This is a genomic window from Acidobacteriota bacterium (assembly GCA_016713675.1).
GTDB lineage: Bacteria > Acidobacteriota > Blastocatellia > Pyrinomonadales > Pyrinomonadaceae > OLB17.
Genome location: JADJOS010000005.1, coordinates 250,858 through 274,638, shown reverse-complemented (window position 1 = coordinate 274,638; position 23,781 = coordinate 250,858). Strand labels below are relative to the sequence as shown.

The 23,781-nt window shown below is 52.8% G+C and carries 30 protein-coding genes, 1 tRNA gene and 1 other RNA gene; 22 read left to right on the top strand and 10 right to left on the bottom strand.

What is annotated here, in order from left to right; translation table 11 throughout:
* Window positions 1-68: 68 nt before the first annotated feature.
* The 3 genes from IPK01_18110 to rplT all read left to right on the top strand — a co-directional run bounded on the left by IPK01_18110 (window position 69) and on the right by rplT (window position 1,458).
* Window positions 69-755, top strand: a complete 687-nt coding sequence (locus tag IPK01_18110; GenBank protein MBK7935346.1) for a translation initiation factor IF-3 — start codon at window positions 69-71, stop codon at window positions 753-755.
* A gap of 46 nt (window positions 756-801) precedes the next feature.
* Window positions 802-1,005 carry a 50S ribosomal protein L35 gene (rpmI, locus tag IPK01_18105; GenBank protein ID MBK7935345.1) on the top strand — a complete coding sequence of 68 codons (204 nt, stop codon included), beginning with the start codon at window positions 802-804 and terminating at the stop codon, window positions 1,003-1,005.
* Window positions 1,006-1,080: 75 nt separating this feature from the next.
* Window positions 1,081-1,458 (top strand): 50S ribosomal protein L20, encoded by a 378-nt coding sequence (gene rplT / locus IPK01_18100; protein ID MBK7935344.1) that lies wholly within the window; start codon window positions 1,081-1,083, stop codon window positions 1,456-1,458.
* Window positions 1,459-1,514: 56 nt separating this feature from the next.
* Here rplT and IPK01_18095 read toward each other — a convergent pair whose 3' ends face one another.
* The 3 genes from IPK01_18095 to tdh all read right to left on the bottom strand — a co-directional run bounded on the left by IPK01_18095 (window position 1,515) and on the right by tdh (window position 4,210).
* Window positions 1,515-2,699: a glycine C-acetyltransferase gene (locus IPK01_18095; GenBank protein MBK7935343.1), complete on the bottom strand. Its 1,185-nt coding sequence runs from the start codon at window positions 2,697-2,699 to the stop codon at window positions 1,515-1,517.
* A gap of 63 nt (window positions 2,700-2,762) precedes the next feature.
* Window positions 2,763-3,134: a hypothetical protein gene (locus IPK01_18090; protein ID MBK7935342.1), complete on the bottom strand. Its 372-nt coding sequence runs from the start codon at window positions 3,132-3,134 to the stop codon at window positions 2,763-2,765.
* Window positions 3,135-3,178: 44 nt separating this feature from the next.
* Window positions 3,179-4,210, bottom strand: coding sequence for an L-threonine 3-dehydrogenase (gene tdh, locus IPK01_18085; GenBank protein MBK7935341.1), 1,032 nt, complete (start codon window positions 4,208-4,210; stop codon window positions 3,179-3,181).
* Between the two features lie 173 nt (window positions 4,211-4,383).
* Here tdh and pheS point away from each other — a divergent pair, with 173 nt between their 5' ends.
* From pheS to ssrS, 6 genes are all read left to right on the top strand, one after another.
* Entirely contained in the window at window positions 4,384-5,475 is a 1,092-nt protein-coding gene (gene pheS, locus IPK01_18080) for a phenylalanine--tRNA ligase subunit alpha (GenBank protein MBK7935340.1), read from the top strand.
* Window positions 5,476-5,480: 5 nt separating this feature from the next.
* Window positions 5,481-5,858, top strand: coding sequence for a hypothetical protein (locus IPK01_18075; protein MBK7935339.1), 378 nt, complete (start codon window positions 5,481-5,483; stop codon window positions 5,856-5,858).
* Between the two features lie 38 nt (window positions 5,859-5,896).
* Window positions 5,897-8,005, top strand: coding sequence for a phenylalanine--tRNA ligase subunit beta (locus tag IPK01_18070; GenBank protein MBK7935338.1), 2,109 nt, complete (start codon window positions 5,897-5,899; stop codon window positions 8,003-8,005).
* A 92-nt stretch (window positions 8,006-8,097) separates the two neighbouring features.
* Window positions 8,098-8,379, top strand: a complete 282-nt coding sequence (gene zapB, locus IPK01_18065) for a cell division protein ZapB (GenBank protein ID MBK7935337.1) — start codon at window positions 8,098-8,100, stop codon at window positions 8,377-8,379.
* 14 nt (window positions 8,380-8,393) lie between these two features.
* Window positions 8,394-8,717: a cell division protein ZapA gene (locus tag IPK01_18060; GenBank protein ID MBK7935336.1), complete on the top strand. Its 324-nt coding sequence runs from the start codon at window positions 8,394-8,396 to the stop codon at window positions 8,715-8,717.
* 54 nt (window positions 8,718-8,771) lie between these two features.
* Window positions 8,772-8,974, top strand: a non-coding RNA gene (ssrS, locus tag IPK01_18055) — 6S RNA.
* Between the two features lie 85 nt (window positions 8,975-9,059).
* On the opposite strand, the gene IPK01_18050 is transcribed toward ssrS, so the two are convergent.
* Entirely contained in the window at window positions 9,060-9,833 is a 774-nt protein-coding gene (locus IPK01_18050) for a hypothetical protein (GenBank protein MBK7935335.1), read from the bottom strand.
* A 121-nt stretch (window positions 9,834-9,954) separates the two neighbouring features.
* On the opposite strand from IPK01_18050, the gene IPK01_18045 reads away from it, so the two are divergent.
* A complete protein-coding gene (locus IPK01_18045; protein ID MBK7935334.1) occupies window positions 9,955-10,914 on the top strand; it encodes a hypothetical protein in 960 nt (319 codons plus the stop codon).
* Here IPK01_18045 and IPK01_18040 read toward each other — a convergent pair.
* The 4 genes from IPK01_18040 to IPK01_18025 form a co-directional block, all read right to left on the bottom strand.
* Window positions 10,911-11,384 carry an LITAF-like zinc ribbon domain-containing protein gene (locus IPK01_18040; protein ID MBK7935333.1) on the bottom strand — a complete coding sequence of 158 codons (474 nt, stop codon included), beginning with the start codon at window positions 11,382-11,384 and terminating at the stop codon, window positions 10,911-10,913. The two genes, IPK01_18045 and IPK01_18040, sit on opposite strands and share 4 nt — an antisense overlap.
* Before the next feature lie 50 nt (window positions 11,385-11,434).
* On the bottom strand, window positions 11,435-12,403 hold the full coding sequence (locus IPK01_18035) for a Gfo/Idh/MocA family oxidoreductase (GenBank protein ID MBK7935332.1): 969 nt from the start codon (window positions 12,401-12,403) through the stop codon (window positions 11,435-11,437).
* 124 nt (window positions 12,404-12,527) lie between these two features.
* A complete protein-coding gene (locus IPK01_18030) occupies window positions 12,528-12,707 on the bottom strand; it encodes a hypothetical protein (protein MBK7935331.1) in 180 nt (59 codons plus the stop codon).
* Window positions 12,689-13,375, bottom strand: coding sequence for a sugar phosphate isomerase/epimerase (locus IPK01_18025; protein MBK7935330.1), 687 nt, complete (start codon window positions 13,373-13,375; stop codon window positions 12,689-12,691). The genes IPK01_18030 and IPK01_18025 overlap by 19 nt, the downstream gene beginning before the upstream one ends.
* Window positions 13,376-13,533: 158 nt before the next feature.
* Between IPK01_18025 and IPK01_18020 the strand changes: the two genes are divergently transcribed.
* The 3 genes from IPK01_18020 (at window position 13,534) to IPK01_18010 (ending at window position 15,477) form a co-directional block, all read left to right on the top strand.
* Window positions 13,534-13,992, top strand: coding sequence for a tetratricopeptide repeat protein (locus IPK01_18020; GenBank protein MBK7935329.1), 459 nt, complete (start codon window positions 13,534-13,536; stop codon window positions 13,990-13,992).
* Between the two features lie 3 nt (window positions 13,993-13,995).
* A complete protein-coding gene (locus IPK01_18015) occupies window positions 13,996-14,901 on the top strand; it encodes a lytic transglycosylase domain-containing protein (GenBank protein MBK7935328.1) in 906 nt (301 codons plus the stop codon).
* Window positions 14,902-14,988: 87 nt separating this feature from the next.
* Window positions 14,989-15,477: a hypothetical protein gene (locus IPK01_18010; protein MBK7935327.1), complete on the top strand. Its 489-nt coding sequence runs from the start codon at window positions 14,989-14,991 to the stop codon at window positions 15,475-15,477.
* A gap of 691 nt (window positions 15,478-16,168) precedes the next feature.
* On the opposite strand, the gene IPK01_18005 is transcribed toward IPK01_18010, so the two are convergent.
* Together IPK01_18005 and IPK01_18000 are read right to left on the bottom strand one after the other, a co-directional pair.
* Window positions 16,169-16,819, bottom strand: a complete 651-nt coding sequence (locus tag IPK01_18005; GenBank protein ID MBK7935326.1) for a hypothetical protein — start codon at window positions 16,817-16,819, stop codon at window positions 16,169-16,171.
* 51 nt (window positions 16,820-16,870) lie between these two features.
* A complete protein-coding gene (locus IPK01_18000) occupies window positions 16,871-18,103 on the bottom strand; it encodes a threonine ammonia-lyase (protein MBK7935325.1) in 1,233 nt (410 codons plus the stop codon).
* Window positions 18,104-18,413: 310 nt separating this feature from the next.
* On the opposite strand from IPK01_18000, the gene IPK01_17995 reads away from it, so the two are divergent.
* The 9 genes from IPK01_17995 to IPK01_17955 all read left to right on the top strand — a co-directional run bounded on the left by IPK01_17995 (window position 18,414) and on the right by IPK01_17955 (window position 23,733).
* Window positions 18,414-19,427 carry an SPFH/Band 7/PHB domain protein gene (locus tag IPK01_17995; protein ID MBK7935324.1) on the top strand — a complete coding sequence of 338 codons (1,014 nt, stop codon included), beginning with the start codon at window positions 18,414-18,416 and terminating at the stop codon, window positions 19,425-19,427.
* A gap of 1 nt (window position 19,428) precedes the next feature.
* Window positions 19,429-20,040 (top strand): glutathione peroxidase, encoded by a 612-nt coding sequence (locus IPK01_17990; protein ID MBK7935323.1) that lies wholly within the window; start codon window positions 19,429-19,431, stop codon window positions 20,038-20,040.
* Between the two features lie 69 nt (window positions 20,041-20,109).
* Window positions 20,110-21,183, top strand: coding sequence for an endolytic transglycosylase MltG (mltG, locus tag IPK01_17985; GenBank protein MBK7935322.1), 1,074 nt, complete (start codon window positions 20,110-20,112; stop codon window positions 21,181-21,183).
* Window positions 21,180-21,440: an HAD hydrolase family protein gene (locus IPK01_17980; GenBank protein ID MBK7935321.1), complete on the top strand. Its 261-nt coding sequence runs from the start codon at window positions 21,180-21,182 to the stop codon at window positions 21,438-21,440. Before mltG ends, IPK01_17980 begins: the two co-directional genes overlap by 4 nt.
* A complete protein-coding gene (locus IPK01_17975) occupies window positions 21,430-22,044 on the top strand; it encodes an HAD hydrolase family protein (protein MBK7935320.1) in 615 nt (204 codons plus the stop codon). Before IPK01_17980 ends, IPK01_17975 begins: the two co-directional genes overlap by 11 nt.
* Window positions 22,045-22,055: 11 nt before the next feature.
* A complete protein-coding gene (locus tag IPK01_17970) occupies window positions 22,056-22,544 on the top strand; it encodes a peptidylprolyl isomerase (protein MBK7935319.1) in 489 nt (162 codons plus the stop codon).
* The gene (locus IPK01_17965; GenBank protein MBK7935318.1) at window positions 22,544-22,993 is read left to right on the top strand and encodes a D-tyrosyl-tRNA(Tyr) deacylase; all 450 of its coding nucleotides are present in this window, start codon (window positions 22,544-22,546) and stop codon (window positions 22,991-22,993) included. Before IPK01_17970 ends, IPK01_17965 begins: the two co-directional genes overlap by 1 nt.
* Before the next feature lie 5 nt (window positions 22,994-22,998).
* Complete coding sequence (locus IPK01_17960) at window positions 22,999-23,640, top strand: peptidylprolyl isomerase (protein ID MBK7935317.1); 642 nt, start codon at window positions 22,999-23,001, stop codon at window positions 23,638-23,640.
* Window positions 23,641-23,656: 16 nt separating this feature from the next.
* Window positions 23,657-23,733, top strand: a tRNA-Arg gene (locus IPK01_17955).
* Window positions 23,734-23,781 lie beyond the last annotated feature (48 nt).

Sequence of the window (23,781 nt, the reverse complement as noted above, 5' to 3'; positions counted from 1 at the left end):
TTTCAAAGGAGGCACTTATCGCAAGACGATTTGGTGGAAATAGATTTAAGCCGCGGTTTCGTGAGCCGCTGCACCGGACCAATGAACGTATCCGCGTTCCGTCCGTGCGGGTCGTGACCGAGAATGGTGAGGCATTAGGCGTAATGGACGTGCGTGACGCCATTCAGGTAGCGAGAGATCGAGGCATCGACCTCGTCGAGATCGCTCCGAACGCAAAACCGCCGGTTTGCAAACTGATCGATTACGGCAAGTTCCTTTACGAACAGAAGAAACGTGCCCACGATGCCAAAAAGAAACAGGTCACCGTTCAGGTAAAGGAGATCAAGTTTCGCCCCGGCACCGACGATCACGATTACAACTATCGAATGGAGCACGCCAAGCAATGGCTCGGCGAAGGCGACAAGGTCAGAGCGGCGATCGCCTTTCGCGGCCGCGAAATGACGCACCGCGAGCTCGGCGCTAAGATTCTGAAGAAATTGACTGCGGATCTGGCGGAACTAGCCGATGTCGAGGTCTATCCGAAGATGGAAGGTTATCAGATGTTCACCATCTTTAATCCGAAAAAGGCGAAAGTACCAGATGCCAAAAAGCCAGTTGTTGAGGCTCCGGTAAGCAAGAGAGCGGCGAAAACCGCACCGGTCGATTCGATCGAGGCCGACGACGTCGCACCGGCACCGGTTAAGAAAGCCGCAAGGGTTTCTAAACCGAAGGCGGAAGCGAAGCCTGAGCCAAAGGACGATGACGAAATATTTTAAGAACTACATTAAGTGGTTTGCGTAAGTTATTTATAGGAGAGAGGTTATGCCAAAACTAAAAACACACAAAGGCGCCGCAAAACGCTTTCGCTCGACAGCGTCGGGCAAATTCAAACGCGGCCACAGCCATGCTCGTCACATCTTGACAAAGAAGACCAGCAAACGTAAACGCAATCTTGATATTGACGTTTTAGTATCCGAAGGCGATCAGAAACGCGTCGAAAAGATGCTGCCGTACGGAAGAGATTAATTATGATTGGAGTACCTGCTTTAGCAGGCTGGCCGCCTAAACGCGGAACTCCAAACGCCAGAAAGGAGTGAAGAAATGCCAAGAGCAAAACGTGGTAATAAGCGTCTAGAGAAACGTAAGAAAATATTAGCCTTAGCCAAAGGTTATCGTGGAACTAAATCAAAACTATATCGCTCGGCCAAAGAGTCGGTCGAACGCGCACTAAACTTTGCCTATACCGGCAGAAAGTTGAAAAAGCGAGATTTTCGCAAACTGTGGATCGTCCGCATCAACGCGGCCTGTCGTCTTAACGACATTAAATATTCGCAGTTCATTCACGGCCTCAACTTAGCCGAGATCGAGCTAGACCGTAAGGTCCTCGCCGACCTCGCCGTCAAACAGCCCGAAGCCTTCGCCACGGTCGTTGGACAGGCAAAGGATGCGTTGAGCAAGCAAGTCCAGGCCGCTGCTTAAGTTATTTGTTTGTTGATTTTAAGAAAAGGGCTCCGTTCCGCGGAGCCTATTTTTGTTTAGATGCCAAGTTCAGTTTTTGCCTCAGCAAACATAGCAACTGCAAAATCAAGATCTTCGCGAGTGTGAGCCGCGGAAACCTGCGTCCGAATACGTGCCTTCCCTTTTGGAACGACCGGAAATGAGAACGCGATGACATAAACGCCGCGTTTCAGCATCGCCTCGGCCATCTTTGTTGCGAGCACGGCGTCGCCAAACATGACCGGCACGATCGGATGTTCGCCGGGGACGATCTCGAGGCCTATCGACGAAAGTTTTTCACGGAAATATCGCGTGTTGTCCATCAATTTATCGCGAAGTTCCGTTGATTCCGAAAGCATATCAATTGCCGCGATCGCCGCCGTGACGATCGGCGGAGCAACCGAATTTGAAAACAAATAAGGCCGCGAACGCTGGCGCAAAAGGTCGATGATCTCTTTTTTACCGCTCGTATAACCGCCGCTGGCACCGCCGAGAGCCTTGCCCAGCGTTCCCGTGATGACATCAACGCGATCCATCACATTGTGATGTTCATGGACACCACGTCCGGTTTTGCCCATAAATCCCACCGCGTGCGAATCGTCAACCATCACCATCGCGTCGTATTTGTCGGCAAGATCGCAGATCTCCGGCAGTTTGGCGATAAAACCGTCCATCGAAAAGATCCCGTCGGTCGCGATCATCTTAAATCTCGCTGACGAAGCCTCCTGCAATTTCGCCTCTAGATCGGCCATATCGCCGTTTTCGTAGCGAAAACGTTTCGCTTTACTTAAACGAATCCCGTCGATAACACTAGCGTGATTCAAAGAATCCGATATTACGGCGTCTTCCTCACCCAAAACCGTCTCGAACAGTCCGCCATTCGCATCAAAACACGACGTGTAAAGGATCGTGTCCTCAGTTCCAAGGAACGCACTGATCTTTGCCTCAAGCTCCTTGTGGATCGTCTGCGTACCGCAAATAAACCTTACGGACGAAAGCCCAAATCCCCATTCATCAAGCCCCTTCTTCGCCGCCGCAACGATCGTCGGATCGTCCGACAGACCGAGATAATTGTTCGCGCACATATTAAGCACGCTTTTGCCGCCAGTGACGCTGATATGAGCTTCCTGCGGACTTTCGATGACGCGTTCGTTCTTGTAAAGTCCCGCATCGCGAATCTCGTTTAACTGGTTTTGTAATTGCTCTTTGATCGCACCGTACATGTTCACTCCCCCAAACGCCCCTTTTGGACGCCGATTGACGATTCAATTGCTTGCGTTATCGGATCATGGCCGATAGCGGAATCGGTCGCGCGCGATAACAACGCCTTTAACGTAGAACGTTACCCTGTAAGTGCCCGCTTTAGGTCCACTGCCTTGGAACTCACGGGGAAAATCGATATACGCCCAATTGTCCTGACTCGAAGACATCTGGCCGCGATAAGTTTTTTTGCCGATAGTTGCGACAAATTTAGCGGTAAAGCTTCCCATCGTTCCCCATTTATCGCGGACGCCTAAGGTAACTACACCGCGTTGAGAATCATCGACCGATGTCTGCCATGTCGCTTCGTTTACTGACTGTCCTGCAGTCTGACCTGCGAAGACAACAAGAATCGCCGCTGTCAACGCCAAATTTATGTATGCAATTTTAATCTTCATAGAGACTACCTACCGTCCAAAATAGCAAGCGAATCATTCAAACTCTATATCTCGATCCAATCGAGCACAACTTTACCACCGTTCCCTTCCCGCATCGCTTCAAATCCTTTTTCAAAATCCTTGTACGAATATCGATGCGTGATAACGGGCTCAATATCCAGGCCTGATTCGAGTAATACGCTCATCTGGTACCAAGTCTCGTACATCTCGCGGCCGTAAATGCCCTTGATCGTTAGCATGTTGAATATAACGGTCTTCCAGTTGATCGAAAATTCATCCGAAGGAATCCCAAGAAATGCAACATTCCCACCGTGCGTCATATTCGCGAGCATATCGCGAAACGCCGACGGATTTCCCGACATTTCCATGCCTACGTCAAAGCCCTCTTTCATTCCCAACTCTTTCTGCACATCAGCGATCGACTTCTCACGGACATCAACGGCCAACGTCACGTCAAACTTCTTCGCGAGTTCGAGCCGGTTCGGATTTACATCCGTAATCACAACGTGCCGTGCACCGGCGTGCTTGGCCACCGCCGCCGCCATGATGCCGATCGGCCCGGCACCGGTGATAAGAACGTCCTCGCCAAACACTTCAAACGCGAGTGCCGTGTGGACCGCGTTGCCAAACGGATCGAATATCGCCGCGACATCTAAATTTACATCCGGGCTGTGCTTCCAGATATTTGTAAACGGCACCGCCATATACTCGGCAAAGCCGCCATCGGTATTGACGCCGTAACCCAACGTATTGGCACACTTATACCGACGCCCAGCCAGACAATTACGGCAGCGCCCGCAGACGAGATGTCCCTCGACACTCACAATATCGCCAACGTAGAAATCGTTTACATTCGATCCGACTTCGACGATCTCACCGACCAACTCGTGACCAAGTATTGTCGGCACCTTGATAGTGCTCTGAGCCCAGGCATCCCAATTGTAAATGTGCAGATCGGTGCCGCAAATACCGGTCTTTTTCATCCGGATCAACACGTCATTAATACCAATACTTGGTTCCGGAACGTCTTCGAGCCAAAGACCGACCTCGGCTTTGCTCTTTACGATGGCTTTCATTTTCTGAGGCTCCTCATGATCAGGTGATATCTCCAAAGCTAATGATATCACCGCTGCACGAACGGTCAAAAGATGACAAAAGATACGAATTTGAGCCGGTATTTTACGAGATTCCGCATCACTGCTAAAATTAAAAGTTCAGTCACTGCCGCAAACTGATATTCTCTTAACCTATGTCCGAAGAACGAGATAGAGTCGAATCGGTCCGCGCCGCATTCCTAAATGAATTTGCTCCGTACGTTGGTGTAAACCTTGACGGAGCTTCGCTCGACGATGTCGAATCAAGACTACGCGAAGTCGCCGATCTAAAGGTTCGGCACACGGGCAAGAAGTCCGCGATTGCCGAAACGATGAAACTCGTTGGCCGCGTGGCTCCTGATGAACGTGCCGATTTCGGTCAGTTAGTGCAGTCGGTGCAAAAAGAGATCGAAGCATCGATCGAAGCGGCGGAATCGCAGTTAAAAGGTTTCATCACAAATGCAAAGATCGAACTCGAACGCCTCGACGTAACAATTCCGGGCCGCCGCACGCGCGAAGGCCATCTGCATCTGATCACGATCCTACGGCAGAAGATCGAAGACATCTTTGTCTCGATGGGCTATGCGATCGAGGACGACCGCGAGATCGAGACCGATTATTACAATTTCGACGCATTGAACATTCCCGAAGGACATCCTGCCCGCGAATCGCAGGACACGTTTTACACGACCGGTGGCTTCGCCCTCCGCTCGCAGACCTCAACCGTCCAGATCCGTGCGATGGAACGCCGCGGCGTACCGATCCGCATCATCGCTCCGGGCAAGGTTTTCCGCCGCGACACGCCCGATATGACGCACGTGCCGATGTTCCACCAGATCGAGGGCCTCTGCGTCGACAAAGGCATCACGATGGCCCATCTCAAAGGCACGATCAACGAATGGGTCAAACGGATGTTCGGCGAAGACACGATCACGCGTATGCGTCCAAGCTATTTCCCGTTTACCGAACCTAGTGCCGAGTTTGATTACTCATGCTTCAAATGCCATGGCAGCGGTCAGTACGGCGGCGACCGCTGCCGCCCGTGCAAAGGCTCCGGCTGGATCGAGCTCGGCGGCTCAGGCATGGTCCACCCAAACGTCCTAAGAGGCGTCGGCGTCGACCCAACCGTCTATTCCGGCTTCGCCTTCGGCTTTGGCCTCGAACGCATGTGCGCCCTTATGTATTCGCTCGACGATATTCGTCTTATGTTCGATAACGATGTGAGGTTTTTGGAGCAGTTCAGGTGAAAACTATGCTTGATGCTTTCATCATTGCAATTTCATCTACGATCGTAATTTGGGCAGTGATCCGCGTACTCGCGCATTTGTCGGCGTACTCAAATGAGCGCGCAAAAGGAAGCCGCCCGGCCATTTTTCCAAAGACCAGCTTCTGTGAACGGTGTGAAAAGAACATCCCGCGAACCAAACGTCTTAAATCGGTCGGCGACCATCTTTTCGGTGGCTGGGCCTGTCCCAAATGCGGCTCTGAATACGATCTGTTGGGCAATGTGCGTGTTGCACGTTCGCATGACGGGCATTTGCGGGACAGTCAACGCCGAGCTAAACGCAAGAGGAAGACCGATGTGTCATTTCATGCTGAAACGCCTACAGGCAGGTCTATCGACGAATAGGTTAAGATGACGATAATATCCCGCAATATTTTGATTTTATGAATATCAGTTATAACTGGCTGAGAGACCTCATAGATATCGATCTGCCGCCATCCGAATTGGGAAAGCGGTTGACCGACGTCGGCCTCGCGGTCGAAGGTATCCACGAACACGGCGAAGATTCTGTCTTTGACATCGATCTGACGTCAAATCGGCCCGATTGCCTTTCCCATCTGGGCGTCGCTCGTGAGATCGGGGTGATCACCGAGCACAAACTTACCGCAGAAACGCAGGAAATTGGAGAAATCGAATCGGAGATTCCAATGCCCGCGGTACTAGCCGGGGATGTCGTGCGAATCGACGAAACTGAGCTTTGTCAACGATTTACGGCGAGGATCATCAGAAACGTCAAGATCGGCCCGTCGCCGCAGTGGATGGTTGACCGGCTGGAAGCGATCGGTGAGCGGTCGATCAATAACGTAGCCGATATCACAAATTACGTTATGCACGAACTCGGCCAGCCGATGCATTCGTTCGATCTCGACAAACTTGATGGAAACCGCATCGTCGTCCGCGTGGCGCGCGAAGGCGAAACGATCAAAACACTCGACGAGGTCGATCGCAATCTCACCACCGACATGCTCGTCATCTGCGACGCCGAAAAGCCGGTTGCGATCGCCGGGATCATGGGCGGTCTGGATTCAAGTATCAGCGAATCCACGTCTAATGTGTTACTTGAAGTCGCCCACTTTAAACGCGAGAATATCAGGGCTACGTCGCGAAAGCTGAATCTAAACACCGAGGCAAGCTACCGCTTCGAACGCGGTGTCGACATCGAAAATCTCATCGGCGCCTCGAATCGGGCAGCTCAGTTGATCTGCGAACTCGCCGGCGGCGAAATGGGCGAATTGATCGATATGCACCCGAGCCATCCGACTCCAGTTTCGGTCGAATCACCCAACATTTCAGCCGCAGTAAAGCGTTTGACGGGACTCGATGTAGCAACAGATGAATGTGTACGGATACTTACCGCTCTTGGAATAATGCCACAGGATCGATCTGAAATTTCAGATCTGAAATCTCAAATCTTCGCGTCCCCGTCGTGGCGGCACGATATCCATATCGAAGAAGATCTCGTCGAAGAGATCGCTCGTCACGCCGGATACGACAACATTGCAAACGAACTGCCGCCCGCATATGGTGCCGGCGAATACCAGCCGACGGAATCGCGTGAAAAAGTTCTGCGGCAGACGTTGACCGATCACGGCTTTGACGAAGCACTCTCGTACAGCTTCATCGACACCAGACACGACGGCGTTTTCGAGATAGTTCCGGGATTGCTCGCCGATGATCTCGAGGGCAAGTACGTCACGCTCAATGATTCGGTGATGGAAGGTGCGGTTCGTATGCGTGCAACATCCCTTCCCGGCTTGCTTGATGCCATACGGCTCAATTTCAACCATCAACGTAAAGACGTGCGGCTATTCGAGATTGGCAAAGCGTACGCGGCGACCGTCGCCGAAGATCATGCTCCGAACGAACAGAAGTTGCTCTCGCTCGTCATCACAGGCGCCGAAACCGTCGAGGGACGTGCGATGCCGGTACGCGAGTTCGATTTCTACGATGCTAAAGGTGCGGTCGAAGCGGCCTTGCAAGCTATTGGGGTCTCGGATGCTGAATATGTCCCAACCGATGTAACGCATCTCAGACGAGGCCAATCTGCTTCGATCTCGATCGATGGCAGCAACATCGGGCATGTCGGCCGATTAAGTGACGATATCGCGGGAAGCTACAAATTCAAACAGTCTATTTACGTTGCCGAGTTAAATTTGCAGACGGCTCTAACGAAACACATTGAAACTCCAACATACCGTCCGCTCGCAAAATACCCGTCGGTTACTCGAGACGTGTCGTTTGTCGTTAAGCGCGATATGACTTTCGCGTCGATCTGCGAAATTATCCGGACCAGCGACGCTACACTGTGTCGAAATGTAATGTTTGTAGATATTTACGAGGGAAAAGGTATGGCAGAGGATGAACGTTCTATCACCATCCGCCTCGAATATAGCAACGATGCTCGTACACTCGTTGAAGAAGAAGTAGAGGCCGAACATCAGTCTATACTCGAATTACTCGATACCGAATTGGGAATTCGGCCTCGTTTTTAGCAAAACCTTCAGATTTTACTTGAAGTTTTTTCCAAAACCAAACATAATGTTTTCCACAGTTTAATATAGCCCTGATAATTGGAGACCCATTAATGAACGCCCTTTCGGGAATGGAAAAATTCTCGCATCTTGAGGATAAAATATATTTGACGATTCAGTTCGCTCAAAAACTCCGTGAGGAAAAGGAAGAGATCGCCCGCGAATTGAACTCCCTCCGCCAGGAAAATGAGAGCCTTGCTGAATCAAATCACCAACTCGAGACCAAGTTGAGCGTCCTACTAAATGAGCGTGATGTGATCCATCTTAAGGTCGAGGCAATGCTTGACGCAATGACGGCCGTCGATTCGGACGTTGCGGAGGCCGTTGGGCGATAATACAGAAAATCAATATGTCAGAAAAGGCACTACGCGTTGAGATCTATAATCAAACTTACAGCATTCGTTCGGATGGCGACGACCAGTATATTTTGGATCTCGCAAATTACGTCGATTCGAAAATGCGTGAGATCTCGTCGGGCACATTGACGGTCGACTCACTCAAAGTCGCCATCCTCGCCGCCCTGCATATTGCGGACGAATATCACCAGTTGCGCGATACACAGGCACAGATCGATGCACAATTGGGCGTACGCAGCAGCGAATGCAGCGAGATGCTCGACCGCATACTAAAGCACCGCGATACACCGCCTCAAGAAATCCTAACAGAGCAATAATTTCGATTTGCATTCCGCTCTCGGCAATGTGTTATAGTTCTTTCAGGCGAAGGAAGTTTACTGCGTTGCCCGTCCCCGGACGCATACACAATTGAGCCAACATATGAATGCCGGGAGGCCAATGCCGGTTTCGGTGCGAGTCTTTAAGTGAGAACTCGCCATAGAACCTGGCTCCGATGCTCCGAAAGGAACAGAAAGCCACCCACCTGTAAAATACAGGTTCAATTCATACGTCCGAACGGCATCGTGGTTTTCATTCGCCGGAATTTACATAAAGAAAGACGCTGACCGGTCAATGGTCAGCGTCTTTTTTGATTAAACTAGGTTTGCGTTGAGAATTGATCAGTACGGTGATTCCTTCTCCAATTCAGCTCTGATCTCTTCGGCGATTTTCGCTTCTTCGAGGGCGAGCGGCAGTTCAGATGCTCGAGCCGACAGCTTTTTCAATGCAAGTTCGGAATCTGCAAGACTACCGCCGCGGACGGATGCTGCCTCGATCATCTGCAGCCTCATTTCCGCCTCCGCCAGCATTACCTTTGCCTCAGTATTTATGTTCTCGATCTTTCCAATATCTTTCGAAAGTTCCTTTTGAAAATCGTCCGAACGTGCCGACTTCAGCTGCTTTAGTTTGGCTAATCGTCTCTGCATCAGCTGCAGTTCACGCCTGGACGATTTCGTTATCCGTGTGGCGGTCAACCGAGAAGCAAGCGTCTCTCGATACGCGTCGGCGAGTAACAGGTCGCGGGCTGAGATCTCCTTCAGCGAGCGGCGTTCGTTAGATCTCAATTCGTGCACGAACCACTCGACCTCGCTTGCGCGTATTCCGTCAGCGGCGATACGTTCACGCATTTCCTTTGTCCAGTTCGACCGTCGATAAGCCAAAAAGCCGGACAGGCCAAGCCCCGCCAGAAGCCCGACAAATGAAATGATAAGTCCAAAAAACAATATGACAGCCGCGGTCGGCGGTGTAGCACCCAACAATATGGTCAGGATAAGTGTCACAGCCGCCGGCACGCCGCCGAGGGCGAACGGAGCCGCGATCGCGCCGATCTTTAGATTTCGGCCGCGAGCCAGATCGCGGGGCGTGACATCATATCTGAGGATCAGATCGTCCATAACATTCGACTTTACTTTACAAACTGAACGCGAACTCTACAAAACACCTTCAATAAAAAGTTTAACTCAATGCACAAAATATACTATCATTGGTCTATTGGCGGCTCGGGAGCACAGAACTATGGGGTTTTTAAGGAAATTTCTATTGGCAACGCTGGCGTTCGCTTCGTTTTTCATGGCGGCAGAACCGGTGATAGCGCAAGAACCGTCCATTCGCGACAAACAGAAGGTCCGCACCGTTACGGTCCCGATCTCGATCTATACTAAAAAGGAGCTCAGATCCGACCAGTCCGAAGAGTTCATTAAGGCCGATAGATTGATCGTCCGCGAAGATAAAGAAGAGCAGACGATCTTGTCTATTCGAAGCGTAACCGGTGCTCCACTTGAGATCGCCGTTCTGATCCAGGAAGACCTCACAAGCAATTTTAATCTGCACCTCAAAGATATTGCGGATTTTATTCGCGGTCTTCCCAAAGGCACTCGTGTCATGGTCGGCTACATTCGCGGCGGAAATTTACAGACCGCACAGAAATTTACCGATGATCTCGAAAGAGCCGCAAGGTCGCTCCGCATCGTCAGCGGCATCGGCTACGGCGGAAATGGACCATACGGTGGTGTTCACGACGCAATAAAGCGGTTTGAGGCCCTGCCGTCTGGCCGACGGGCCGTACTGCTCGTTTCAGACGGCGTTGATACCTCACAAGGCACTTCCCCGGGCGATATTACGCAGACCATTGACCTCGAACGCTCGATCGCCAGGGCACAGAAATTCGGTGTCGCGGTGTATTCCTTTTATTCGCCAACTGCCCTGACAAATGACCGGAATCCGCAACTTTCGCTCGGAGGCCAGGGCTCTTTACAGCGGATCGCAGACGAAACCGGCGGTCGTGCCTTTTTTCAAGGCAATATCGCACCGATCAGCCTTATACCATTTTTCAAAGATCTCGAAATATTACTTGGGCGGCAGTTCGCTCTTACTTACCTTTCTACGCACATGAAAAAGGGATATCACAAGGTCGAGGTGTCGAGCACGAATCCGGAGATCAAGATCGACCATCCAAAGGGCTATTACTACCGCTAAGCGACCGTTGTGTTGCAGCTGGGGCAGATCCTGGTCTCTTCTTTGATAAGAAATCCGATCCAGAACAGAGGAAAGAAAAATACGAGCAGGACCGCAAATGTGACCCATCCTGTTGTCGATATCCGCTTTTCAACACGGGGCAGGAACTGACTCATACAGTGCGGACACCTGTATGGCTGACTGAGATTTACGGGTTGATACGGAGTAAGCGGCTGATTTACGTTCTGTGTTTGCCCACTTCCAAGCCGATGATCGATCGGTGCCGTACCGGCTGAACTCATGGTTTTACGGGCCTCGGTATTGGTGGTGAATTCGTCGGTCTTCCAGGAATACGGGCGTGGTGCAGAATAGTCGTAAGGATTGTCCTGTACCTGGGTTTGAGGCCGCATTACGTTGAACTTCGTGCCGCAGAAGCGGCAAAAGTTCGCCTCTGGATAGTTCTGGTTTCCGCAATTTTGGCACTTGGTCATAAATGACTACGATCGCAACCGCTATTTAACGCTTTTCCGGGCTAAATGTTCTAAAATCTGACCCGCTCGCCCGACCTGATCGCGTTATAGACCGATTCGACAAGCTCCACCGATTTGAAACCGTCATGTGCTGTAACAGGCGGGGGCGTCCCAATGAGGATGGCATCGATAAATGCCTTATCTTCCTGGACATAGCCCCAGCGCTCGTCCCAAGCGGTCATGTGATATGTGTGCGTGTCAAAATTCGCGTCCATTCCGCGTGAATCGAGGATCCGTTCCATCTCTTCGGTCATGATCGTCCGGTGATGGCAAAAAACTTCGATCCGCTCAAACGGAAAATGCCAGCTCGCGTCCGACGACGAAGCAAAAGTACAATGAAAGCCGCTCTTGAACTTAAAGATTATCGAGAACTCATCGAGCTCGGGATATTCATGCTGCGAACCGTACGCAGTCAATTCCTCGATCTCGCCGAACTGAAATCGCATCATGTCAAAGAGATGGATGGTGGTCTCGTATAGAAAACCGCCGGTGACATTCGTATCGCCCGTCCAGACCGGATTCTTTAGCTCACCGCGATTCATTTTGACGTGTGCGGAATGCGCCGCGTCTTCGCTGATAAATTCCTTCAGCTTCTGATAGACCGGAGCGTACCGGCGATTATGACCGACTTGAAAGACGCCTTTCCCATTGTTCGCGGTATCAAGAAGCAGTTGTGCGGCTTCAATCCCGATGGAGAACGGCTTTTCGCAAAACACATGCTTTTCCGCATCGACCGCTGCAGTCGCGATCTCGAGGTGAGTCCGATTCGGGGCACAAACTAGCACCGCATCACAATTATCCAAAAGCTCCTCACGCGACGAACAAACCTTTCCGCCGATGCTCTTGGCCGTCTTTTCAGCCCGTTCAGGGATGATATCGTACAACGCGGCGATCTCCGCCCGGTCCTCGCGGGCATAAATACGCCCATGCAAATTACCAACGAATCCTGTTCCAACTATTCCGATCTTTACTTTGTCCATTATATATTTTCCCGCAACGGCTAAGATACATAGGCCGCGAATAGCCACAAAATCCGCAAAATAGGATTTATTTTCTGTTCTTTTCCGTTTTGCGCCTTCTGTGCCTTTTCGCGGCAATTCCTTCTTACCAACTACCGCCCGCTGCGTATTTGCCTAATCCCAAAACCTCTTCGGTCGCGGCCTTGGCCTTGACGGCAACCTCGAATGGATCCTGTTCCCAGTATTCGGGGCGGAATATCTCGACGCTTACCGGGCCGTTGTAGCCAATGCCGTCGAGGTGCGATTTTATTTCTTTGATCGGCAAGATCCCGAGACCCGGATAGAGGCGCTTTGAATCGTTAAGTTCTGATTTTGGCAGATCTTCGGCGTCGTTAATGTGAAAAATGAAGAGCTTTTCGGATCGAGACTGTCGATCGCCTCGTACGAAGAGCTGCCCGCGTAAAAATGGTAGGTGTCCATCACATTGCCAACGCTGTCGCGTCCGACCAAATTGACGATCTTGCTGCCGAGATCCAGCGTCTGCACTGAATTCCCTGCTTCGCCGAGGAACTCAAAACCGATCTTAATGCCGTACGGTTCCGCGATGTCAGCGAGTTCATTGAGAACGCGTACCGACTCCGCGATCGTTTCCTCATCGGTCTTCGGACCTTGTCGCAGAGAACCGGGCACGGAAAGAACATACGGACAGCCGATCGCGGCCGATATTTCGCAGAGTTTGGCACATTCGGCCTTGATGTCGGCGTAATCTTCTTCGCTGCGCCATGTGATATGTTCGAGTGTATTGATGGACAAGACACCGATTCCCGTCTCGGTAAGCAGTGCCTTGAGATCGTCGACCGTTTTCGCATCTAGATAGTCGTAAAGCTTATTCGAGCGAAGCTCGACCAAGTCATATCCGGCGGCCGCGGCTGCTCGAATGTCAGTTTCCAGATCGGCGGTCATCGTAGTCGCGCCGTTTAGTGCAATTTCCATATAAACTCCAAACAAAAGATTTTATCACGCCGGATGTACGAGGCAGAAACGGCCGCTAGGGAGTGTGCCAACCGCGACAAGATACAACCGATTCGATTGCGAAACCCTCTAACAATCGGGTAATCTATCCCTGTTCAAACTCGCCCGTTTAAAGCCTTATGAAAAACTTGCTCAGCTTCGTGTTTCTCATCACCATCGCCTCTTCGCTCGCATATTCGCAGGTATCGGACGCCGCACTCAAAGCGATCGTCGAAAAGGACAGAGCGAGCCGCAGTGCCGATGGAAAGCTTGTCACGCTGACCGCCGCCGAGCATCTGGAACGCGGCCGAGCGTACTTTGACAACCGCCAGTTTCCTCAATCGCGTGAGCATTTTCAAAAGATCTTCGACAATTTCTCGTCCGACCCGGCGATGTCCGGAGCGTTGTTTATGACGGGGCGGTCGTACTATTGGGAACGCCAATATGCACGGGCGATCCCGTTCCTCGATCGCATCTCGCGGGAATATCCTGCGCTGAAAGACGGACGCGAGGGCCTTTACTTCAAGGGCGCATGTTTGGTTCGTCTTGGTAAAAACGCCGAGGCCGCAAAGATCTACGAGCAATACGTGACAATGTAGCCCGTGGGCGAACGAATCGACGGTGCCTATCTGAATGCGATCGATTCCCTTCGCGAATCGAACCAATATGATGCCGCCAATCAATGGGTCGATCGCGTCCGCGACAAATTTGCCGGCCAGCCCACCGAGACCAACGCCCTTCACGCCCGTCTCCGCATGCAGATCTATCGAGGCCTTTGGGCCGACGCCGAAGCGACTGCGGCACTGACGCAGGCACAGGCGAAATTTGCGGGTTCGATGACAAGCCTCGACGAGATCAAGTATCTGCGGGCGTTCGCCCTCGAAAAAGCTGGTAAAAAGAACGACGCGATGGCGATGTACGCATCCATTCCGGACAACGGCCGTTCATATTTCGGTGGCCTTGCTGCCGAAAAGGTCGCGGGTTCCACCGGCCGCGTAAAGACCATCGCACAGGTCACGCCTACTGATTTCCCCGCACCATACCGCATGGAGATCTTGCAGTATGCCAAGAAGCACAAGATCGATCCGAGATTCGTGCTGGCGATCATGAAGCAGGAAAGCTCGTTCCGCCCTGCGGTAAAATCGCCTTCGGCGGCCCGCGGATTGATGCAGCTTGTGCTCGACACTGCACTTAAATACAACAAAAAGGCCGGTTATACTGCCCTTCAGCCTGACGATCTCTACCAGCCGCGTATCAATATCGCCATCGGCATCGAATACCTCGCCGATCTCAAGGGCCAATTCGGCGGCCTCTATGAGGCGATAGCGGCCAGCTACAACGGCGGCGAAGACAACGCTATGCGATGGCTGAACCGCTCGAAACCCAAAGACCCAGCCATCTTTGCCTCCGAAGTCGGCTTTGCCGAGACCAAGACCTACGTCTTCAAGGTAATGACAAATTTCCGCATCTACCGCGATCTGTACGACGATAATCTGATGAAAAGGTAGTACCGTACCGCCCGCGCTTGCGGGCGGTTCTGGCATTTGTGTGATACCTAACATACACGCCGCCGCTACCTTGCTACACTAGCCAACATGAATACCAACGAAGCCACATCACAGGTCGTAGATATCAATAGCGAGCAGGCGTTTACGCCGGATCCGTTGTACAAGTTGATGGGAATATTCGAGGATTCGAACGCCGGAGTCGCGGCGGCGGACGAATTGAAGTCCAGTGCGTTCGACCCGCATGATATTGAGCTCTTCTGCGGCGTTCCGGGAGCGGAGACGTACGACTTCCACGGCGACGAGCACGGCTTGATCGCGAAGATGCTGCGCTCGTTCCGCAACATTACCTTCGACCGCGTCATCATGGATCGCTACGAAAAGGCACTCAACGAAGGCCACTGCGTCCTGATGGTCCACATCCACAAGACGGAACGCAAAGACGCCGCCGCCGCCATCATGCACCGCCACGGCGCCGTCCAAGTCGACTACTTCGGCCTGGCGGTAACGACTGCGATCCCCGCAAACGAAAACTCATCGGAAGACAAATACGAACCCGATCCGCTGAATACCATCTAAAATGCAGAATTGGTACGTCTCAGTAGTTCGCACGTCTCACGCCACAACTCCGTAGGCCAACACAACGCTCTGCCAGCGAAACATTGGACTAGTGCACGAAAGCGTTGGGCTAAGGCGCGAAAACATTGCATTACGGCGCGAAAACATTGCGTTACGGCGCGGAAACATTGGGCTAAGGCGCGAAAACATTGCGTTACTGCGCGGAAACATTGGGCTACGGCGCGGAAACATTGCGTTACGGCGCCAAAACATAACGCTACGTCAGCCAAACATTCCGCTTTGTCACGGAACCGTAACGCTGCGTCAGCGGACCATTGGGCTTTGTCACAGAACCGTAACGCTACATCAACCGACCTGTCGGCCTTGTCACGGAACCGAAGCACTCTGTCACAGTTTGAGCTTTCGCGGAAACGCGACTGTTAAGGAGAGTGCCAGCGTCTTGTTCATTCAACCCGGCACACTCGTTCACACTCGCGTTTCCGCCACCAAAGGCAGAATCCCGCACGAAGTAAGGGCGTAACATCCAAGTTCAGGATGTGGCGGAGCCTTTCCGATGCGGCGTTCTGTCGCTAGGGTGAGTTCGCGAAACGCCCTTACTATCGTGCGGGCTTGTGCCAAAGGCAGCCCTCTGCTTTTTGGGAGCATCCCCACCACCCCAACCACCCGCGTCCCGCCCTTACTAACGTGCGGGCTACTTGAATGTGATGCCGTCCTTTGAAAAGGTCATGGTCACGCGATCATAGTGTTTCCTTGTTTTCCCGTCTTCGACGCGCACGTTACCCGCCGCAGTTACGGTCTTATTTTTTGAATCTACTAGAATTTCCGCCGCAAGAATCGTGTAGTTGTTGTAGGTGAGCAGACCGGAATAATAGACGGTTCCGTCTTTCAATTTCTTTGAACCATCGTTCGTAAGGACTATTTGTGACACCGAATCTGCCACCCAATCTTTTCGCAGCGTTTCGGAATAGACGCGGCTCATACAGCCGGAAATGCAATAGGGGTGAATCCATAAATTAACTCGTAGAGGATTTGAACAGGAGTGGACGAGCTTTGACCGTTGAAATGGCGGTTTGTTCAACCCTTGCGCCACGGTTATTTCATAGACGCCCTCGGGGAGCGATAATTCATATTCGTTTTCTTCCACAGTCAGAGTGTTACTGGACTTTTTTATTATCGAGTTTGAAAAGGTCACGGTAGCGCCCACATAACTCGCCTCATTCATGTCGAATACATTGCCGCCTATTTTACATTCGCGCGGGGGAGGAGTTTGCGACACAGATAATGTGGCGAGTGCGTTAATAATTACTGCAGAGACGAATAATGAAATAAGAAGATTTCTCATGGTTCACCCATTTGATGGATAATTTCGATGATCCGTTGCTGCGGGCGTTGACTATTCCTCCCACGTATCCTGACCTTCGGGTTCAACATGATAGCCGGCGTCCTCTAGGTGTTTTTGGACCTCTCGGCCGTGGGGGTGGTCGCGGACCTCGAGGAGGAGTTCGATGCCGACGCGGCCGAGGGGGGCGAGCCACATGGCGCGGCGGTGGAAGACCTCGACGACGTTGGCGCCCGAATCGGCGACGGTGTCGAGCAGGCCGGCGAGCATGCCGGGGCGGTCCATGACGAGGACTTTGAGCATGATGTAGCGGCCCTGGCGAACGAGTACCTGTTCGAGCACGCGGGCCAGCAGATTGGCGTCGATATTGCCCCCGCACAAGACCGCACAGATAGTCTCGCCCGGAGTCACGCTGAACTTATTCGCGAGCAACGCCGCGACGCCCGCCGCACCCGCACCTTCGACGACGAGATGGCTGTGCGAAACGCAATGATATATGCCGTGCGCGACCTCTTCGTCGGTCACCTCGACGATCTCGTCGACGTAGTTTTGGATAAGAGGCAAGGTGAGTTCGCCCGGTGTCTTGACCGCGATGCCGTCCGCGATGGTCGGTTTGGGCACCGGTATCACCGCATGTCCCGCCTCGAGCGACGGCTTGACCCAGGATACGTTTACCGATTGCACGCCGATGATGCGGACGGACGGCTTTAATGTCTTCGCCGCGATCGCAATGCCCGAGATCAGCCCTCCGCCGCCGATCGGGACGATGATCGTGGATATCTCGGGCAGGGTTTCGACTATCTCAAGCCCGATAGTTCCCTGCCCGGCGACGACGTTTGGATTGTCAAAGGCATGGACGTAGGTAAAGCCGCGTTCCTGCTGCAGCTCTTTGGAGTAAGCGACGGCTTCGTCGAACGTCGAGCCGTGCATAATGACGTGGGCACCGAGGTCCTTGGTCGCCATCACCTTCGTCAGCGGAGCATGCACCGGCAGCACGATCGTGGATCTCACGCCCAAAAGCTGCGCCGCATACGCCACGCCCTGCGCATGATTCCCCGCCGAAGCCGCGATCACTCCGCGGTCTTTCTCCTCGTTCGACAGCCGCGAGATAGTGTTATACGCCCCGCGGATCTTGAACGACCCGCTCTTCTGCATAGACTCGGCCTTGAGGAAGACGTTGGCACCGGTTTCTTTGCTCAAACGGCTGTCCGCGACGATAGGCGTCTTGTTAATAATGCCTTCTAACAATCGACGTGCGTCCTGAATATCGGATAGTTGAACTGTCATGGTGTAAATAGTAATTCGAGAATAGTTAATAGTAAATAGGTGAGTTGTATACTCCCTATTAATATCCGTCCGATCGCGGCTTGCCGCAATTGCACGGCGGCGACGGCTTGCCTCGCCGGAGCGTCGCCCCCGAACCTCTGGAGCCCGCGTGAGCGGGCGACAGCCCGACACCGCTTGGAGGCGCAGCCTCCCCGGATATTTTGGTGACGCGTATGGCGAGGCAAGCCATCGCCGCCTTGCGAGGCGGCAAGCCGCGAGGAAAGAATGAATTTATGATATATTGTCTCTGAACATTCTACTTGGAGGACATATGCCGGAACTATTTGGTGTTGGTGCAATTTTTCTGCTGATATTGGGTATTGCGTTGCTTGTCGTGGCGTGGAAAACGATCAAGATCGTGCCGCAATCGAGCGTACTGCTTATCGAGCGGCTCGGTCGGTTTCATCGTGTTGCGGCCAGCGGGCTCAACATTATCGTGCCGTTCTTCGAATCGCCGCGTGCAGTATACTGGTCCGGCACTCGTCCCGGCCTCACGTCGATCGATCTGCGCGAACAGTTCATCGACATGCCGCCGCAGCCCGTCATTACCCGCGACAACGTGACCATCAATGTCGATTCCGTCGTCTATTGGCAGATAACCGATCCGAGCAAGGCCGTCTATGAGGTTGCAGATCTCGTCGGTGCCCTCGTGCAGTTGACGATCACCGGCATGCGCAGCGTCATGGGCGAGATGGACCTCGACCACACCCTTTCAAACCGCGATCAGATCAACGGCAAACTCCGGCTCATCCTTGACGAAGCCACCGACAAATGGGGCGTTAAGGTTACTCGAGTCGATGTTAAGAACATCAACCCGCCCGAGGACGTTCGCATCACGATGGAGAAACAGATGACTGCTGAACGCAACCGCCGAGCACTCATCCTCCAAGCAGAGGGCGACAAACAGGCCGCCATCACCCGTGCCGAAGGCGAAAAGCAGGCCGCCGTCACACGCTCAGAAGGCAACAAGCAGAGCGCTATTCTCGATGCCGAAGGCGCCTCGCAGGCACGCCTCGTCAACGCGACCGCCGAGGCCCAAGCCATTGCTCAGATCGCCGCTGCCATCGGCGACCGTGGAAAGACCGCACAGTACCTGATCACGCAGCGATATGTCGATTCGATGCGTGATATGGCCCGGACCCAGAACTCGAAGGTCATCTTCATGCCGATGGAGACCAGCGGCGTTATGGCCAGCGTCGGTGCGTTCAAGGAGATCTTTGCCGCTTCAGGTGAGGTTCCCGAACTACCCAAAACCCCTCGCAGCCCGCGTGAACTGGAGAAATAGCATGAAGCGAATATTCATCGGACTTGGGGTCATCGTCGCTCTGGCCGCCGTCGCTATCGGCGGCGTGGCCTACAGATACGGCCTGATCCTAAATCCGTCGCCTACCACGCCTGTCAATGCTAAGTCAGTGTACGAATTCACCCTAAAGGACATCGACGGCAAGGACGTCAAACTCGACGCCTACAAGGGCAAGGTCGTGATGATCGTCAATACCGCAAGCAAGTGCGGCTACACGCCGCAGTATGAGGGTTTGCAGGCGTTGTATGATAAATATAAGGATAAGGGTTTCGTCGTGCTTGGCTTCCCCGCGAACAATTTTATGGGCCAGGAGCCGGGCACCGAAGAGGAGATCAAGGAATTTTGCACGCTTAAATACAAGGTGACGTTCCCGATGTTCGCCAAGATCTCGGTCAAAGGCGAAGACCAGCATCCGCTGTACAATTTCCTGACCAACAAGGCGACCAATCCTGAATTCGCCGGCGACATCTCGTGGAACTTCAACAAGTTCGTTATGGATCGGACAGGCAAAGTGGTGGCCCGTTTCGGTTCGAAAGAGATTCCGCAGGCAGAAACCGTCGTCGCTGCAGTTGAGAAGTATTTGGAAGCGAAGTAACTTGGCATTGGTTGGTATACTTATCCACGGAACGCGTCTCGGCGCCTCCGTGGATTTTCTATCGGTATTATGAAGTTCATCAAGATAATATTTGTTCTGCTAATCCTCGCGGTTATCGCCGTCTCCGGCTTCTCGTATTGGGTATATAGTTCCGTCAACGCATCTCGCGAACATTCAAAGGCCGCAGAGTATATCAAGATCGAGAAAGGCACATCGCCGAGGGATATTATTTCGCAGCTCGCAGACGCGGGCATCGTCGCCAGTCCTGCCGCAACGATGCTATATCTCCGAACGGTTGGTGACGCAAGCAAACTTCAGGCCGGCGAATACCAGTTCCCTTCGCCGATCAATACGCTTCAGGTACTTAAGATCCTCGAAAAAGGTGAAGACCGGACGATCAAGCTGACAATTCCTGAGGGCTTCACTCGATTTGACATCGCCAAACGTATCGCCGAGAAGTTCCCGCAAACGCCGCCAATCGACGACAAAGCCATACTGACAATGATGGACGACGTAACGCTCATCCGCGACATCTCGCCGACCGCCAAAAATCTCGAAGGCTATATGTACCCGACGACGTACAATCTCCCGCGTGACGCCAAGCCGAATGAGATCATCAAGCGTATGGTCGATGAGTTTCGCAAGTTCTGGAAACCGGAATGGACGCAGCAGGCCCAATCCATCGGCCGCACGCCGCACGAGATAGTGACGATCGCATCGCTGATCGAAACCGAGACCGGCGTCGAAAATGAGCGCCCGATCGTTGCTGGTATCATAAACAACCGCCTGGCCAAGAACATCCCGCTCGGCATCGACCAGACAAACGTTTACATCGCCAAAATGCTCGGCAAATGGGACGGCACGATCCACAAGAGCGACCTCGAGGTCGATTCGCCCTATAACACCCGCATCAAAACCGGCATCCCGCCCGGCCCGATCTCGTCGGTCACCGAAAGTTCCATCAGAGCCGCACTGAACCCATCGCCAAACGACTTTATATTTTACGTGAGGAATGTCGAGCTAAATGACGGCAGTCATTGGTTTTACGCATCAGCCGCTGATTTTGAGAAAGGCAAGGCGAAATATCAGGAGTGGCTCGAAAAAGAAAGGCAAGAGAAGCGATCTAACGACAACAACCAATGATAAAGCTCCTCGCCCTCGACCTCGATGGCACAACATTAAATTCATTGGGCCAGGTTCCCGACGCAAATCGCGAGGCTATTAGGGCGGCGGAGTACGCGGGTGTGTTGGTGACAATCGCGACGGGGCGGCGGTTTCGGGATGCTCAGCCGGTTGGGATCGATCTCGGGTTGAATGCTCCGCTGATCACGCACAATGGCGGACTTCTGAAGTTTGCTGGAGAGCGAAGAGACCGTCCACTGTTCCCTTTTGACGACTGAGACAAGCTTAGAGGTCGTCCGCGTTGGGAAAGCGTTTGGCGGCGACGCACTGGTCAGCACCGACCCGCACGGGCTTGGAACGCTGCTTTACGACCGCATTTCCGACGATAATATCCCGCTCAAAAAGTATTTGCGTTGGTCCGAGAGCCTTCACGGAGTCGAGATCGGTCGCAGCGGTGTTGCTCATGTTGAATTGCTCGAAGACATTCTCGCCGACCACGAGATCGTTCACATCTCATTCTCCGGCAACTGCGGTTCGATGCGTGAACTCGAATCGACGCTCAATGACGAGTTCCAGGGCAATGTAACGATCCTCGCCACGATCTACCCGACGCTCGATTTCACATTGCTCGACATTCTGCCGCCCGATGCTTCGAAAGGACACGGCGTTTCGCGGCTTGCCGAGCTTAGCGGCCTGACCGCCGAGAATGTAATGTGCATCGGCGATAATTTTAACGACCTCAAAATGCTCGAGTACGCCGGTACGGCGGTGGTCATGGGAAACGCCGACGCGAAGTTGCGCCAGATGCCGAATTTTTATACAACTTTAAGTAATGATGAGAGCGGCGTAGCCGCTGCTATCGAACGATTTATCTTTAATTAGGAGAATAATTAGTGGCAAACAGAACAGCAGTTTTAGAAACAAGCAAGGGTACGATCAAATTTGAGCTTTTAGAGGCAGACGCACCCAAAACGACCGAGAATTTCCGCCTTTTGGCGGGCAAGAACTATTACGATGGTGTTATCTTTCACCGTGTGATCCCCAATTTCATGATCCAGGGCGGCGATCCGCTTGGCGAAGGCTACGGCGGCGAATCGGCCTGGGGCGGTAAATTTGATGACGAGATCGACAAGGGATCACCGCTTTATGCAGGCATCTACGACAAAGGCACCGTCGCAATGGCAAATTCGGGTGCGAACACCAACGGTTCGCAGTTCTTCATCATGCACATCGACTATCCGCTGCCGCCGAGCTACACCAAATTTGGTAAGGTCATAGAGGGCCAGGACGTCGTCGACGCGATCGCTAACGTTCCACGCAACGCCAGCGACAAACCGCACGAACCGGTCGTGATGAATAAGGTCTATATAGAAGAAGCATAATGCGTGCTGTCGTCCAACGCGTCTCGCGTGCCAAGGTCACGGTCGATGACAAACTGATCGGCGAGATCGGCGTTGGTTTGCTCGTTCTGCTAGGCGTCACGCACGCGGACGACAACAAGGATGCGGAATATCTGGTCGATAAGATCATTAACCTGCGCGTCTTTGACGACACGGACGGCAAGATGAATCTGTCGCTCGCCGATATCGACGGCGAATTGCTTGTCGTATCGCAGTTCACACTGTATGGCGACACACGCCGCGGCCGGCGGCCTTCGTTTATCAAGGCTGTCGGCGGGGACGATGCACTTCGGTGGTACAAGCACTTTGTTGTTAAGGCCCGCGAAAACGTGAAACATGTCGCGACCGGCGAATTCGGAGCAATGATGGATGTCGAACTCGTCAACGACGGGCCCGTGACGATCCTTCTAGATAGTGAAAAGACGATCTAACCAATATGAACAAAGCAGTAGTTTTTCTGATCATTTTCTCAGCATTCGTGATCTCTTGCAGCGGCACAAAGAGTGCCAACGGTGCCAAATCCGCAAATTCTGAGGTCAAAAAAGGCGTAGCTCCGATCGCCGACGCCGAGATCGCCGTCATCGAGATGGAAACGCCCGCATACGGCACCATCAAAATGGAGCTTTATTCAAATATCGCACCGAAGATGGTCGCGAGGTTCAAGGAACTTGCAAAAGAAGGCGTATACGATGGCGTAACGTTCCACCGTATCAACGCGTCGGTCATTCAGGCAGGCGATCCCCTTTCGAAAGATGCCGATTCGAGCAACGACGGCACCGGCAAGTCGAATAAACCCAACGTCGAGGCTGAGTTTTCAGATATTCCCTTTGACACGGGCATACTCGGCGCCGCCCGCGGCCAGGACAACAACTCGGCGAATTCGCAATTTTTTATTACTCTCAAACGCGAAACAGGCTTCGATAACCGGTACACGATCTTCGGCAAGGTTATAGAAGGAATGGGAAATGTCCGCACGATATCCGGCGTAACTCCAAAGGAGGGGACACCGCCTGAACGCCCGGTCGAGCCCGTTCGCATCAAGACCATCAGGATCGTTCCCCGTGGTGAAGCTAAATGATATAATTCGACTTTACGCTCGCGTAGCTCAGATGGATAGAGTGCTTCCCTCCGAAGGAAGAGGTCGCAGGTTCGAATCCCGCCGCGAGTACCAGATCAAAAAAATGGCGTCCTCACAAGGACGCCATTTTTCTTTCCATGA